General features: G+C 62.3%; 11 protein-coding genes. 6 read left to right on the forward strand and 5 right to left on the reverse strand.

All coding sequences use genetic code 11. From position 1 onward, the window contains the following. The first annotated feature begins 63 nt into the window (after positions 1-63). Together FHX14_RS21035 and FHX14_RS21040 are read left to right on the forward strand one after the other, a co-directional pair. Positions 64-852, forward strand: a complete 789-nt coding sequence (locus FHX14_RS21035; RefSeq protein ID WP_003590485.1) for an SDR family oxidoreductase — start codon at positions 64-66, stop codon at positions 850-852. A gap of 219 nt (positions 853-1,071) precedes the next feature. Next, complete coding sequence (locus FHX14_RS21040) at positions 1,072-1,536, forward strand: Rrf2 family transcriptional regulator (RefSeq protein ID WP_003590486.1); 465 nt, start codon at positions 1,072-1,074, stop codon at positions 1,534-1,536. A gap of 53 nt (positions 1,537-1,589) precedes the next feature. Here the strand turns inward: FHX14_RS21040 and FHX14_RS21045 are convergent, their stop codons facing one another. Further along, positions 1,590-2,732 (reverse strand): monooxygenase, encoded by a 1,143-nt coding sequence (locus FHX14_RS21045; protein ID WP_003590488.1) that lies wholly within the window; start codon positions 2,730-2,732, stop codon positions 1,590-1,592. A 262-nt stretch (positions 2,733-2,994) separates the two neighbouring features. Between FHX14_RS21045 and FHX14_RS21050 the strand changes: the two genes are divergently transcribed. Continuing rightward, positions 2,995-3,771 (forward strand): metallophosphoesterase family protein, encoded by a 777-nt coding sequence (locus FHX14_RS21050; protein ID WP_172643269.1) that lies wholly within the window; start codon positions 2,995-2,997, stop codon positions 3,769-3,771. A gap of 32 nt (positions 3,772-3,803) precedes the next feature. On the opposite strand, the gene FHX14_RS21055 is transcribed toward FHX14_RS21050, so the two are convergent. The 3 genes from FHX14_RS21055 to FHX14_RS21065 form a co-directional block, all read right to left on the reverse strand. Continuing rightward, on the reverse strand, positions 3,804-6,989 hold the full coding sequence (locus tag FHX14_RS21055) for a multidrug efflux RND transporter permease subunit (RefSeq protein ID WP_003590492.1): 3,186 nt from the start codon (positions 6,987-6,989) through the stop codon (positions 3,804-3,806). Next, on the reverse strand, positions 6,986-8,164 hold the full coding sequence (locus FHX14_RS21060; RefSeq protein ID WP_003590493.1) for a MexE family multidrug efflux RND transporter periplasmic adaptor subunit: 1,179 nt from the start codon (positions 8,162-8,164) through the stop codon (positions 6,986-6,988). Before FHX14_RS21060 ends, FHX14_RS21055 begins: the two co-directional genes overlap by 4 nt. Before the next feature lie 260 nt (positions 8,165-8,424). Next, entirely contained in the window at positions 8,425-9,969 is a 1,545-nt protein-coding gene (locus FHX14_RS21065) for a cation:proton antiporter (RefSeq protein WP_003590494.1), read from the reverse strand. A 244-nt stretch (positions 9,970-10,213) separates the two neighbouring features. On the opposite strand from FHX14_RS21065, the gene FHX14_RS21070 reads away from it, so the two are divergent. Genes FHX14_RS21070 through FHX14_RS21080 form a run of 3 tightly spaced genes read left to right on the forward strand, consistent with a single transcriptional unit; the run spans position 10,214 to position 13,428 of the window. Next, a complete protein-coding gene (locus tag FHX14_RS21070; RefSeq protein ID WP_003590495.1) occupies positions 10,214-10,678 on the forward strand; it encodes a MarR family transcriptional regulator in 465 nt (154 codons plus the stop codon). Next, positions 10,671-11,894, forward strand: a complete 1,224-nt coding sequence (locus FHX14_RS21075; RefSeq protein ID WP_184378520.1) for an HlyD family secretion protein — start codon at positions 10,671-10,673, stop codon at positions 11,892-11,894. The genes FHX14_RS21070 and FHX14_RS21075 overlap by 8 nt, the downstream gene beginning before the upstream one ends. Next, entirely contained in the window at positions 11,887-13,428 is a 1,542-nt protein-coding gene (locus FHX14_RS21080; protein ID WP_003590497.1) for a DHA2 family efflux MFS transporter permease subunit, read from the forward strand. The genes FHX14_RS21075 and FHX14_RS21080 overlap by 8 nt, the downstream gene beginning before the upstream one ends. Here the strand turns inward: FHX14_RS21080 and FHX14_RS21085 are convergent, their stop codons facing one another. Beyond that, the gene (locus tag FHX14_RS21085; RefSeq protein ID WP_003590498.1) at positions 13,429-14,046 is read right to left on the reverse strand and encodes a DNA-3-methyladenine glycosylase; all 618 of its coding nucleotides are present in this window, start codon (positions 14,044-14,046) and stop codon (positions 13,429-13,431) included. Positions 14,047-14,091 lie beyond the last annotated feature (45 nt).

Raw genomic sequence — 14,091 nt, forward strand, 5'->3', positions numbered from 1 at the left:
TTTCATTGGCGGAACATTCGGCACATCAGGCCGGAACCGCCGGCCGCTTGCGCGGAGGAAAATATGGATCTGGGACTGAAGGGAAAGACCGCCGTCATAACAGGCGCGTCTGTCGGGATCGGCTTGGCGATCGCCGAGGGGCTGGCGGCTGAGGGGGCCAATCTCGTGCTGGCGGCCCGCGGCGGCGAACGGCTCGAGGCGGAGGCCGCCCGTATCGCCGAGAAGTACGGCGTCAGCGCGGTTGCTGTTGCCGCCGATGTGGCGACGGTTGACGGAACGGAGTCGATCATTGCGGCGGCGGCCGAAAAAGGCGGCGCCGATATCCTCATCAACAATGCCGGCACCGGATCGAACGAGACGGTGATGGAGGCGCCCGATGAGAAGTGGCAGAGCTATTGGGATCTGCATGTGATGGCCGCGGTGCGGCTTGCGCGCGGCATCGCCCCTCAGATGAAGAGGCGCGGCGGCGGCGTGATCCTGCACAATGCCTCGATCTGCGCCGTCCAGCCGCTCTGGTACGAGCCGATCTACAATGTCAGCAAGTCGGCGCTGATGATGTTTTCGAAGACGCTTTCGACCGAACTCATCCCGGACAATATCCGCGTCAACTGCGTCAATGCCGGCCTGATCCTCACCCCCGACTGGATCAAGACCGCCAAGCAGTTGACCGCCGAAACCGGCGGGAACTGGGAAGGCTACCTGCAGAGCGTCGCCAATGAGCACGCCGCCTCCAAACGCTTCGGCACGCCGGAGGAACTGGCAAACGTCTTCGTCTTTCTGAGTTCGGAGCGGGCGAGCTATTGCATCGGCTCGACCTATTTTGTCGATGGCGGCATGCTGAAGACGATCTGAGCGAAACCACAGCGCTGCGGGTCGGGTCTCAGACGCGCAGCGCCGTAACACAGTGGTGGCGGCATTGCTCGGCAAGTCGCTTCCAAGACTGCCGGGCACCCTGTGGACGTTGCCGATATAAGCTATAAATAATAGCTATTTTGTTGTATGTTCACGCTTTTGACGCTATTTGCCTGCTATTGGCAGGATAGATACTGCGTTTTCTACAGGGCAACGACGATGCTGACGAAAAAGGGAAAATATGGGCTGAAGGCGCTGGTTGATCTGGCGCGGCTGGCGCCCGGCGAGACTGCCTTCATCAATGACATCGCCGCCCGCAACAATATCCCGAAGAAGTTTCTCGATACGATCCTGCTCGAACTGCGCAATGTCGGCATCCTGCGCTCGAAAAAGGGGCCGGGCGGCGGGTATTCGCTGTCGCGGCCGGCCTCCGAAATCCGTATCGGCCATGTCATCCGCACGCTCGACGGGCCGCTGGCGCCGATCCGCTGTGCCAGCCGTACGGCTTACGAGGCCTGCGACGACTGCGCGGATCCGGAAACCTGTCAGGTGCGGCGCTCGATGACCGATGTTCGTGACGCGATCGCCGCCATTCTCGACAATATGAGCCTCGAGCAATTCGTCGCCGCCGGCGGCCGCATCGACGGCCCAAAGGAAGAATTGCCGATCTCCGCCGCCAGCTGAATTGAATGCATGTCGCCCGGAAGTGTGCAGCGGTTCCGGGATAACGACCTGCATCAAAACAAAGAGCTTTCGGCGCCGCCGGGCTTCGACCGATATTCGCCTGCCGCACGCACCAGCCTGTCCCGTGGCAGCGATAGAGCGTGAATGCGGGCATTGCGCCAATGCCGGTCGAGATTGAGCCCGATGCCGGCCGATGTTTCCCCTGCCAGTTCGAACAGCGCGTTTGCGGTGTCGAGTGCCGTTTCCCCAGCGAGGATCGCGGCCGCCGAGGCGGAGAAATGCGCGTCCGCCATCGCGGCCTCAACGGGATTGACCTGTGCAATGTCGAGTTTACGGCCAGCCCGTTCCAAGGCCGCCGCTGTCGCTTCGATGCGGATGGCGCGTTCGCCGATGCGGGGAAGGACCGTCGTGCCGGGATCGCCAATTGCCGTCATCAGGTCGCTCCAGGCGGCCCGGGCGATGCCGAGGCTGACGCTTGCCTTGAGCAGCAGGCCGAGCGAGATACCGGTCGAAACGTCGGAGGAGGGGACCGGCGCAATTGCATCGGCATTGACGTGAAGCGTGCCGACGATCGCCGTCGCCGAGCCGTTGGTGCGCTGGCCGAAGCCGTCCCAATCGTCGACCACCTGCAGGCCTTCGTCGTCGCCTGCCAGGTAGAGGGTTAGTGGACGGCTGGGGGAAGCGGCGGCGACAGCGGCGATCCAGTCGGCGAATAAAATACCGGACGCCTGTCGCGTTCGCCCGCTCAGGCGGTAACCGGGGCCTTCGGCTGTAAGCTCGGTTCCTTCCATGAAGGTGGCGCCTGCAAAACGGTCCCCGAGCAACACGCGGGCAAACAGCGATGCCTGCAGATCCTCGGTCGCCTCGGTGCGCAGCGTTTCCAGCACAAAGAAATGGTTTTCCAGCGCCTCGCCGATCGAGGCATCGCCCTCGGCAATGATTGCGACGATTTCGGCGAGCAGCGCGTTCGACACGTCGAGCCCTTGATGGTCGGGTGGAACAGTGATCGCCGTCAGTCCCGATGCCGACAGCGCGTCGAGTTCGGCAAAGGGCAGCACGCGGTTGATGTCGCGTTCGCTCGCCTGGTGCCGGAATGCGGCGGCAAGGCCGCGGGCGGTGGATATCGCCTCCTCTTCACTTTCGATGCGATGCGCGGGAGGTCTTTTTCTATCCTGAAACTGCGATACCGTTCCCATCGGTCACTCTTTCCTACGGCGCTCTGCGTCTTTTCGGATGGGCGAAGAACGCTGCAACAGGTTGACTCGGCGCCTCGTGCCTTCCGAAAATCGCTCCAATCGTCGGGTCGATGGCAGGGATACAGGAGTGAGGGATCGGCCCTCGAATGATAAGGCCGGTTTTTCTACAAAACTCCAGGGCTTTGAATTTTCTTACCAGCTTGATTGCCTTGTTTTCGCCTCTACTTACCGGCAAGTGGGGCTTCCTTGATTGAGAAACATGATGAGCGATACTCTTGCTCGCAACGGCGAGGTTTCGAAAATGGCACGCCAGTCGAGACCACGTCTGACGCTGGATATTGCCGCGATCCCAACCTATGCGATCGGCGACATTCATGGGCGGTTCGATCTGCTTGCGAAAGCCGAGGCGGCGATCCTGCGCGATGCCGCGCGGCTGCCGGGGCGTAAACTGATTGTGACGCTTGGCGACTATATCGACCGTGGACCGGCATCGGCTCAGGTCATCACCCATCTCATGGCGCCGCCGCCGGACGATTTCGACCGTATCTGCCTTGCCGGCAATCATGAAATCGCCATGCTCGACTATATCGACGGCTGGATTTCCTATGACGAGTGGATGCGGATGGGTTCGGCGGAGTCGCTGAAATCCTATGGCCTCGATCCGGAGCATCTGCCGCTGGTCTTTCCTTCAGGCGCAAAGCTCGATTCGTTCCTGCGCCAGTCGCTGCCGCGCACGCATATCGATTTCATGCGGGCGATGCCTGTGATGCTGGAGACTCCAAACGTGATTTTCGTGCATGCCGGCATCAATCCGAAGCTGCCGCTCGACGAGCAGACGGACGAGGATCTGGTCATGATCCGACAGCGGTTTCTCGAAAGCCGGGTACCGTTGCCGAAGCTCGTCGTTCACGGTCACACGCCGAACGACGAGCCCGACATACGGCCGAGACGGCTCAATCTCGATACGCGCGCCTATCGCAGCGGCAAGCTGACCGTCGCCCGCCTGTGGCAGGGTCAGGTGCATCTGTTTTCCACCTGACTTCCGCCTTCTCGGCCGCCCGCCGGAGCGGATCAGACCGTTTCGCTTTCAACCGGGACGGCCTCCACCGTCTTTTCCGCCGGCTGCTTGCGGCGCCAGCCGCGCAGCACGACGTAGAAGACCGGCGTCAGGAACAGGCCGAAGATCGTCACGCCAAGCATGCCCGAGAAGACGGCGGTGCCGAGCGACTGACGCATTTCGGCGCCGGGGCCGGTGGCGATGGCAAGCGGCAGAACGCCGAAGATGAAGGCGAATGCCGTCATCAGGATCGGGCGCAGACGAAGATGGCTGGCCTCGATGGCCGCTTCCACCGGCGACTTGCCCTCGTCTTCCGCCTGCCTGGCAAACTCGACGATCAGAATGGCGTTCTTGGCCGCAAGACCGATCAGCACGATCAGGCCGATCTGCGTCAGGACGTTATTGTCCATTCCCCTCAGCGAGACCCCGATCAGTGCCGCGAGCACCGCAAGCGGCACGATGAGGATGATCGCGAGCGGCAGAACCCAGCTTTCATATTGTGCCGCCAGCGCCAGGAAGACGAAGACGACGGAGAGGGCGAAGATGTAGACGGCGGTGTTGCCAGTATGGGTTTCCTGATAGGCGAGTTCAGTCCATTCGAAGGTTGTCCCCTGCGGCAGGATCTTCGCCGCCAGCGCTTCCATCTTCGCGATGGCATCGCCGGTCGATGTGCCCGGTGTCGGATTGCCCTGAAGCGGCACCGAGACGTACATATTATAGCGTTGGACAAGTGCTGGGCCGCTGGCATCCTGGATATCCATCAACGTTCCAAGCGGAACCAGCGCGCCGGTCGCCGATCGAACCTTCAGGGCGAGGATGTCTTCCCTGTCCATGCGATATTGCCGGTCGGCTTGCGCGCGAACCTGGTAGACGCGGCCGAACGCATTGAAATCATTGACGTAGGCGACGCCCAGATTGATGGACAGCGCGTTGAAGATATTGGGGATCGGCACATTCAGGAAGCGTGCCTTGTCACGGTCGATCGCCAGGAAGTATTGCGGGCTTGCATCGGAGAATGTCGTAAAGACGCCGGTCAGCCCTTCGGTGGTAGCCGCCGCACCCATCATCTGGCGGGCGAGGCCGAGCACGCGCGTCATGTCGGCGTTTTCAAGATCGGAAATCTGCATCTTGAAGCCGCCGGAATTGCCGACGCCACGCACGGATGGCGGCGGGATGGCGATGATGAAGGCTTCCTGGATGCTTTGCAACTTGCCGTAAAGCTCGCCGATGATCTTGTTGGCGGTCTCTCCGCCTTCCTCACGTTCGGCAAAGGATTTGAACGGCACGAAGACGACGCCCGCATTCGAGGCATTGGTGAACGTCGCCCCGCTGAAGCCGGCAAATTGCACGGCGTTGCCGACACCCGGCACGGTCCGGGCGATATCGCCCACCTGTTTGACGACGGCGTCGGTACGCGCCAGCGAGGCGCCGTCGGGAAGCTGTATGACGACGATCGCGTAACCCTGATCCATGGTCGGGATGAAGCCCGCGGGAACGCGCGTGCCCATGTACCAGGTTGCTCCGAGCAGGCAGACGAAGGCGATCATCGCGGCCGTCAATCCGACCCAGCTGCGGACCAGATGCCGGACGATCCATGAATAGCCGGAGCTCATCCTGTCGAAGCCGCGATTGAAACCGTCCGCGAGACCTCTGCCAAACCGTGTGGCGATATTTGCGCGCCTGGTTTCGTGGTCATGGGGTTTCAGCAATATGCCGGCGAGGGCGGGCGAGAGTGTCAGCGAATTCAACGCCGATATCGCGGTGGTGACCGAGATCGTCACGGCGAACTGCCTGTAGAACTGGCCCGATATGCCGGGGATGAAGGCTGTCGGCACGAACACCGCGATCAGCACCAGCGAGATGGCGATGACGGCGGTTCCGACTTCGTCCATCGTCACATGGGAAGCTTGCTTCGGCGTCATGCCGCGCGCCAGATTGCGCTCGACGTTTTCGACCACCACGATCGCATCGTCGACGACGATGCCGATGGCGAGAACCAGACCGAACAGAGTGAGCATGTTGAGCGAGAAGCCGAACGCCAGCAGGACGGCGAAGGTGCCGATCAGCGAGACCGGAATGGCGACGATCGGTATGATCGCGGTTCGCCAGGATTGCAGAAAGACGAGAACGACGATCGCCACCAGGATGGCGGCCTCGGCGATGGTTCTATAGACCTCGCTGATCGAATCCGAGATGAATTCGGTCGTGTCGTAGACGATGCGATATTCCAGGCCCTCGGGGAAATTCTGGGAGATATCCTTCATCAATGTCTGGACCTGATGGGCCGTATCCAGTGCATTGGTTCCCGGCCGGGCGAAAATGCCAAGGGCGACCGCCGGGTCGTTGTTGAGGTAGCTGTTGGTGACGTAGTCCTGGGCGCCGAGTTCGATACGGGCGACATCCTGCAACTGCACGAGCCGGCCGGCGCCCGTCGATTTGACGATGACGTAGCGGAACTCGCGCACGTCGGAGAAGCGTCCGTCCGTTCGCACCGTATATTCGAAGGCGTTCTTGCCGGTGACCGGCGGCGCGCCGATCTTGCCGCCGGAGACCTGGACGTTCTGGTCCCGCAAGGCGGAGACGACATCGTCCGAGGTCATGCCGTAGGCGGAGAGCTTTTCCGGATCGAGCCAGATGCGCATCGAATACTGGCGCTCGCCGAAGATCTGCACATCGCCGACGCCGTCAAGGCGGACGAGAACGTCGCGGATGCGGTTGCGGGCGTAGTTCGAGACGTAAAGCTGGTCATAGCGGTGCGACGGCGACAGCAAGTGCACCACCATCATCAGGTCGGGCGAACTCTTGTCGGTGGTAACGCCGAGCCGCTGCACCTCTTCCGGAAGGCGAGGCAGCGCGATCGAAACACGGTTCTGGACAAGCACCTGCACCTTGTCGAGATCGGTGCCGAGCTTGAAGGTGATCGTCAGCGACATGGCGCCGTCGGCGCTGGAATAGGACGACATGTAAAGCATGTCTTCGACGCCGTTGATCTGCTGTTCGAGCGGGGTCGAAACGGTGTCGGCGATCGTCTGCGGATCGGCGCCGGGATAGGAGGTGCGCACGACGATGGTCGGCGGCGCGATCTCCGGATATTGGGAGACCGGCAACTGTGTATAGGCGATGCCGCCGACGACGAGAAAGAGAATCGAGATGACGGCCGCAAAGATCGGCCGGTCGACAAAGAAGTGCGCGAATCTCATTGTCCGCTCTCCGCATTGGCGGCTTCGGGCGGGGTGTCCTGGCGTTCCCGCGGCAGTTCGGTCATCTGCGGCGTGATCGTCGATCCCGGGCGGGCGCGCATCAGGCCATTGACGATGATCGTCTCGGTGCCGTCGAGGCCCTCGCGGATCACACGATAGCCGTAGAGCCGCGGGCCGGGTCTCACGGGCTTGGTCGAAACCTTTCCTTGCGCGTCAACCACATAGACGACACGTTCATTCTGGTCCGAGCCGATTGCTTCGTCCGGGACGAGAATGGCCTGGTAGGTGTTGGAAGCTTCGACCTGAATGCGGCCGAAGAGCCCGGGCTGAAGGACGAGATCGGGGTTGGGGAAGCGGGCGCGCAGACGAATGGTGCCGCTTTCATTGTCGACCCGGTTCTCAGCGAAGTCGAGTTTTCCCTTGAATGGCTTGGCAGAAGGATCCGAGATGGTGACGGATACATCCAATCCGCCGCCGCCCTGCTGGAGTTCCTTGCCCATTTTGCGCGCCGTGTCGGCGAAATTCAGCAGGCGGCGCTCATCGACGTCGAAATAGAAATCGATCGGGTCGAGCGAGACGATGGTGGTCAGCACGGTCTGGTCGGTCTGCACCAGGTTGCCGGCCGAGATCAGCCGGCGGTCGATGCGGCCGCTGAGCGGCGCTTTGATCTCGGTATATTCCATGTCGAGAGAAGCGCGATCGGCGGCTGCCTGCGCACCGCGGACATTGGCCTCGGCCGAATCGAATTCGCGGCGGCGATCGTCCAGCGTCTGCGCCGCCTGGCTGCCGCTCGCGGTGAGCGATTGTGCGCGCTTGAACTGCGCATCGGCAAAGACCAGAGCGGATTGCGACGCTTCGAGCGTCGCCTTTGCCTGGCTGAGCGCGGTTATGAACGGCCTCTGGTCGATGACGAACAGCAGGTCGCCCTGCTTGACCAATGCGCCGTCCTGGAAATGGATTTCCTGCAGGTACCCACCGACGCGCGAGCGAACGGAGACTTCGTCGACCGGCTCAAAGCGGCCGATGAACTCGTCGCTGTCGACGACATCGCGAACGACCGGCTTGGCGACGGTGACGGGAGGAGGGGCGGACGGTGCGCCCTGCGCCATGGCGGCCAGGGGCATGAACGTGGTGATGCAGCAGAGCATCAATATCCGTCGAAGCACGTAAGTCATACCGGTCCCTCCAATCGCGACGGCCGATAGACTGCCGCCGAACCTAAGATAAGGTGATGCTATTTCATGTTTTGCTGCTTTGAACGAAGGCGTGGCCCCCGCGATTTCCCCCGGCGTTCAATCCATAGGAGGGAAGGCCGGCACGCAATGCACATCGGAAAAATCGTAACTTGTAGAACCGGATATAAACGGCAGCGGCGAAAAATAGCAAATGCCAATTGGCTGGGTTTGCGAAATCCATCAAAACTTCATGGATGGCGTCAGCTCTCGACGATCTCGTCGCGGCCGGGCGGCAAGACGGCGAGTTCGGCCCAGTCGAGCTCCTGTTCCAGCATATGGAAGACATCGTCGTCGATCTCGTCGGCGCGGCGCATCGCTGCCAGTTTGCGGCGTTTGGCGGCAATGACGCTACGGCGCTGCTTATCGAGGCTGCTGACTTCGCGTGGATGTTTCCCGTCGGCGGTGATCTCGCGCTCTGAGGTGTAGACGTCGCGCAGGATGCGGGTGGATTTATCCTCGCCGTCGGCAAGTTCGGCCAGCGCCGCATCGATCAACGCGACGCGGGCTCTGGTGAGGTCGCGGTCGAGCGAGGTGTCCGGCTCGAATTTCAGGGCGCGGATCAGCGGTCCGAGCGTCAGGCCCTGGACGATGAGAGTGCCGAGAACGACGGCAAGTGCACTGAGGAGAATGATGTCGCGATCGGGGAAGTCGATCGGCAGCGCCAGCGCGGTCGCCAGCGTCACGAGGCCGCGCATGCCGCACCAGCCGGCAAGCAGGCTGGTCGCGAAGGTGGGAACGGCCTGTCTGGTGTAGCCGCGCCCGGCGAGGAAGGTGATCACGCGGTTATAGAGGAGCACCCAGGCCAGGCGCACGCCGATGACAGTGACGAAGACCGCGGCGGCCAGGGTGATTGCGTAATTCAGCCGGCCGGGATCGAGGTCGAGGACGATCTGGCGGACTTGCAGGCCCATCAGCAGGAAGGCGAGCACGTTGAGCAGAAAGACCGCGGCTTCCCAGACCGAATAGGAATGAATGCGGTGGCGGGCCGTCTGCCGCTCGGGCATGTAGCGGGCGATCACCATCGCATAGACGACGATGGCGAGGATCGCCGAAAGGTGCAGCCGCTCGGCGATGATCCAGGTGCCGAAGGTGGCGACGAATTCGAGCAGGGTGCCGCCGAGCGTGCCGGCGAGCTTCAACCCTACCACCATGTAGAGACGGCCGAGGAGATAACCGAGGATGAGGCCGCCCGGCACCGCCAGCGCCAGCTCCGCCAGGGCGCCGGTAAAGAAGGCGGGGCTTGCGGCGGCCGCCACCGCGGCGCTGAAGATCAGCAGCGCCACGGCATCGTTGAGAAGGCTCTCGCCTTTCAGGATCACATAGGTCTGGCGCGGCAGGTCGAAGCGGTCGAGCATGGCGGTCGCCGCCGCAGCATCCGGCGGCGCGACAATGGCACCGAGTGCCACGGCTGCAGCGAGCGGCAGGCCGGCCATGGTCACGCCGACGGTGGCAACGGCTGCTGTTGTCAGGACCACGGCGATTGCGGCGAGCGAGAAGAGCGGCAGCCAGTTGCGTCGCAATGTCCGCGGCGGCAGATCATAGGCGGCGTCGAAAAGCACCGGCGCAATCAGCAGTGCCAGTGCCAGCTGAGGATCGATCGCGACCTCGGGCGCCCAGGGCACGGCGGCGACGATGATGCCGGCGATCGCCAGCATGGTCGGATACGGGATGCGGAATTTCCTGGAGAATTGCAGGAAGACGATCGCCACCAGCAGCAGCGTCAGCATGCTTTCGAAGAACGCCATCGAGCCCTCCTGCGCACCTCCGGCGGAGGCGATCTCTGCCCGAAACTAGGGCCGAAGCCGGGTTGCGGCCACTGGACGGAAGTCTTGCTCCCGCAAGAGAGGCGGATTGCGCGCCTCCCGGTCGCCGCTGCGGCATTTTGGCTGCACCTGCGAAATCCTGCGACCGTGCTCTTGCGCGCTCGGCATGCTCAATATATCTACCGATATTATAAGTATGCTTATAAATTAATGATCGCAGGTGTTCATGAGCGCTACTCCGACCCTCGGCTTCCTTCTCCACGACGTCGCACGGCTGCTGCGCAAGCGGTTCGAGCAACGCGCGAAATGCCTTGGGCTGACCCGGTCGCAGTGGCAGACGCTGGCCTATCTCTCGAACAATGAGGGCATCCATCAAGGCGGCCTTGCCGAAATCCTCGAGGTCGAGCCGATCACACTGGTGCGCATCCTCGACAAGCTCGCCGAACGGGGGCTGATCGAGCGCCGCCAGCACCCGACCGATCGGCGGATCTGGCTGCTTTACATGCGCGACGAGGCGCACCCGCTGCTCGCCGAAATGCGCGAGCTTGGTGACACCACCCGCGCGGAAGCGTTGCAAAGCATTACGGCCGAGCAGCGCGAGCAGCTTTTCCACATCCTATCCGTAATGAAGACGAACCTGGTTCAGGCATGCCGGAGCCCGGTCGACGAGAATGAGACGAACGATGGCTGAACAATCCCCCCTCCGCGTCGTTGCCGACGCCAATGCCAAGACACCTGTCGAAGAAGACCAAGCCAAACAGCAGGAAACGGTAGCCGAAGCGCCTCCATCCAATTCAGCGCCGGCTGCCGCCGTGGCTGCGCCTGGCGGCAACAAGGTCCGCCGCCGGCGCAGTCTCACGCGTCCGATCCTGTTTGCCTTGCTGCCGGTGGCGCTCGTTGTCGGCGGCTATTATTACGTCAATGGCGGTCAGGTGATGTCGACCGACAATGCCTATCTCCAGGCCGATATGGTCGGGCTCACCACCGATGTCTCGGGCATCGTCGAAAAGATCGACGTGCATGAGAACGAGGCGGTCAAGGCAGGGCAGGTGCTCTTCAGCCTCAGGGCCGACTCCTTCAAGATCGCGCTCGATGGCGCCAAGGCGCAGCTCGGCGTGCAGCGCAACCAGATCATGAACCTCAAGGCCAGCTATCAGCAGTCGCTGGCCGAGATCACCCAGGCGCAAGCCGATCTGCCCTATTACCAGGATCAGTTCGACCGGCAGCAGAACCTTGTCAACAATGGCAGCGCGACGCAATCGGCCTATGACGAGGCCAAGCACAATCTCGAGGCTGCGCAGCAGAAGGTGACCGTCGCCAAGGCGGAAGCTGCAACCACGCTTGCCCAGCTTGGCGGCTCGGCCGACCAGCCGATCGAGGAGAACCCGCTCTACCTGCAGGCCAAGTCGAATGTCGACAACGCCCAGCGCGAACTCGACCACAGCGTCGTCAAGGCGCCGTTCGACGGCATCGTTACCAATGTCAACGCGCTGCAGGTCGGCTCCTACCTGCAGGCTTCGCAGCAGGCCTTCTCGCTTGTCGCCACCGATCACCTGTGGATCGCCGCCAGCCCGAAGGAAACCGAGCTGACCTATGTCAAATCAGGCCAGACGGCGGAAATCTATGTCGACGCCTATCCCGGCGTGATGTGGAAGGGCAAGGTCGAGAGCATCAGCCCGGCCTCTGGCTCCAGCTTCTCGCTGCTGCCGGCGCAGAATACCACCGGCAACTGGGTGAAGGTCGTCCAGCGCATTCCGATGCGCGTCAGCATTGAGGATGTGCAAGGCAAGCCGCCGCTTCGTGTCGGCATGAGCACGGTCGTCGATGTCGAAACCGGCCATGCCCGCGGCCTGCCCGATTTCGTCAATAAACTTCTGGGCAGACCCCAGGACAAGGGTCATGAGTAACGCTTCCGCTTCCCCGGCGAGCCCGGTAGCCAATCGCGGTGCGATCACGGCCTGCGTCATCCTCGCCGTCATCATGCAGGCGCTGGACACGACGATCGCCAACGTGGCGCTGCCCTATATCCAGGGCAGCGTGTCGGCTTCTGCCGACCAGATCAACTGGGTCCTGACCTCCTACATCGTCGCAGCGGCGATCATGACGCCGCCATCGGGCTTCCTTGCCGCCAAGTTCGGCCGCAAGCGCGTGCTGCTCGTCGCCATCGCCGGCTTCGTGGCGGCCTCCGTTCTCTGCGGCCTGGCGCAATCGCTAAACCAGATCGTCGCCTTCCGCCTGCTGCAGGGCCTGTTCGGCGCATCGCTGGTGCCGCTTTCCCAGGGCATCCTCCTCGATATTTATACGGTCGAGGAGCGCGGCTCGGCCATGGCGCTTTTCGGCGTCTCGGTCATGGTCGGACCAGTGCTCGGGCCGGTCATCGGCGGCTGGCTGACCGACAATATCAGCTGGCGCTGGGTCTTCTACATCAACGTGCCGATCGGCGCGCTCGCCTTTGCCGGTATCGTCGTCTTCGTCACTGAGACCAAGAGGGATGTGCTCGCCAAGTTGGACTGGTTCGGTTTCGGGATGATGAGCCTGTTCATCGCCTCGCTGCAGCTCTTCCTCGACCGCGGCGAGCAGCTCGACTGGTTCTCCTCCGGCGAGATCATGCTCGAAGCGATCATCTGTGCGGCGGCCTTCTATCTGCTTCTGGTGCACACGCTGACGGCTGAGAAATCCTTCGTCAATCCGAAGCTGTTCCTCGACCAGAATTTTTCGATCAGCATGATCTTCATCTTCGTGGTCGGCGTCACCTATCTCGCCTCGCTGGCGCTGATGACGCCCTATCTGCAGACGTTGATGGGCTATCCCGTGATCACCGCCGGCATCGTCATGGGGCCGCGCGGGCTCGGCACCATGCTCTGCATGTTCATCGTCGGGCGGCTGATCGGCAAGGTCGATACGCGCGTGCTACTGGTGCTCGGTCTCGGCCTGACTGCCTGGGCGATGTACGACATGACCGGCTGGACGCCGGATGTTTCGCAATGGACGATCATCTCGGTCGGCTTCATCCAGGGCGCCGGCCTGGGCTTTCTCTTCGTGCCGCTGACGACGATCGCTTTCGCGACGCTGCCCGCCCATATGCGCGGCGACGGCACCGGCCTCTACAATCTGTCGCGCAACATCGGCTCGGCGGTCGGCATCTCGATCGTCTCGGCCCTGATCGTCGAGAATACCCAGAGCAATCATGAATCGATCGCGGCCTATGTGACGCCGTTCAATCATACCTTCAACGCCGTGGCGGCGCAGGGGCTCAGTCCGATGACAGCGGCCGGGCGCGCTTCGCTCAACGAGCTCATTACGCTGCAATCGACGATCATCGCCTATATGGACGATTTCAAGCTCCTGATGCTGATGTCGCTCGCGGTCATTCCGCTGGCGCTGCTGCTGCGTAAGCCGAAGGCGGCGCCCGCCGTCGACCACAGTGCGGTGATGGAATAATCAGCGAAACGGCTTGCTGAGATAACGCGATCCCTGAATGCCGAAGCGCCATGGCACTTCGGCATTTTTGGTGATGCCGATGCGTTTTCCCGAGACGACAGGCACCGGCACGGACGGCGTCAGCGCATAGGGCGGGCGGTCGAGCAGCCGGTCGTTGATTTCGATGTCGATGCCGAGCGCCTGGCACAATTTGCCGGGGCCGCTGCAGAGCGCGGTCAGCCTGTCGGTGCCGCGCCGCTCCATCATCAAGGGGATTCCCGTTTCCGGCTCGAGCGCCCGGATGAGCACGGCCGAGCCCGGATGGCAGACGAAATTCAGGCACCAATACATGCCATAGATGCGGTAAATGTAGACATTGCCGGGCCGGCCGTACATGGCGCCGTTGCGCTTGGTCGGGCCGCGGAAGCTGTGCGAGGCCTCGTCATCGGGGAAATAGGCCTCCGTCTCGGTGATCCGGCCGCCGGCGCCATCGACTGTGAGATGGCAGCCGAGCAGATCCCGGGCAACGGCGATCGCGTCTCGCTCGAAAAACGCACTGAGGCTTTCGTCGGTGAGCGCGCCGGCGCCGATCGCGCCCGATATCATTCCACCATCGATCATGGCCGATGCAGATAACATCCAGTGCACTCGCCGTCATCCCGAAACCGCTTCATGCTTTGGGCT

This window comes from Rhizobium sp. BK619 (assembly GCF_014195245.1).
GTDB lineage: Bacteria > Pseudomonadota > Alphaproteobacteria > Rhizobiales > Rhizobiaceae > Rhizobium > Rhizobium acidisoli.

Bases quoted from the DNA above. Each gene is read 5' to 3' on its own strand.
- FHX14_RS21075 (WP_184378520.1), top strand. From the start codon at position 10,671: ATGGCTGAACAATCCCCCCTCCGCGTCGTTGCCGACGCCAATGCCAAG.
- FHX14_RS21035 (WP_003590485.1), top strand. From the start codon at position 64: ATGGATCTGGGACTGAAGGGAAAGACCGCCGTCATAACAGGCGCGTCT.
- FHX14_RS21050 (WP_172643269.1), top strand. From the start codon at position 2,995: ATGAGCGATACTCTTGCTCGCAACGGCGAGGTTTCGAAAATGGCACGC.
- FHX14_RS21045 (WP_003590488.1), bottom strand. From the start codon at position 2,732: ATGGGAACGGTATCGCAGTTTCAGGATAGAAAAAGACCTCCCGCGCAT.
- FHX14_RS21080 (WP_003590497.1), top strand. From the start codon at position 11,887: ATGAGTAACGCTTCCGCTTCCCCGGCGAGCCCGGTAGCCAATCGCGGT.
- FHX14_RS21085 (WP_003590498.1), bottom strand. From the start codon at position 14,046: ATGTTATCTGCATCGGCCATGATCGATGGTGGAATGATATCGGGCGCG.
- FHX14_RS21055 (WP_003590492.1), bottom strand. From the start codon at position 6,989: ATGAGATTCGCGCACTTCTTTGTCGACCGGCCGATCTTTGCGGCCGTC.
- FHX14_RS21060 (WP_003590493.1), bottom strand. From the start codon at position 8,164: ATGACTTACGTGCTTCGACGGATATTGATGCTCTGCTGCATCACCACG.
- FHX14_RS21040 (WP_003590486.1), top strand. From the start codon at position 1,072: ATGCTGACGAAAAAGGGAAAATATGGGCTGAAGGCGCTGGTTGATCTG.
- FHX14_RS21065 (WP_003590494.1), bottom strand. From the start codon at position 9,969: ATGGCGTTCTTCGAAAGCATGCTGACGCTGCTGCTGGTGGCGATCGTC.
- FHX14_RS21070 (WP_003590495.1), top strand. From the start codon at position 10,214: ATGAGCGCTACTCCGACCCTCGGCTTCCTTCTCCACGACGTCGCACGG.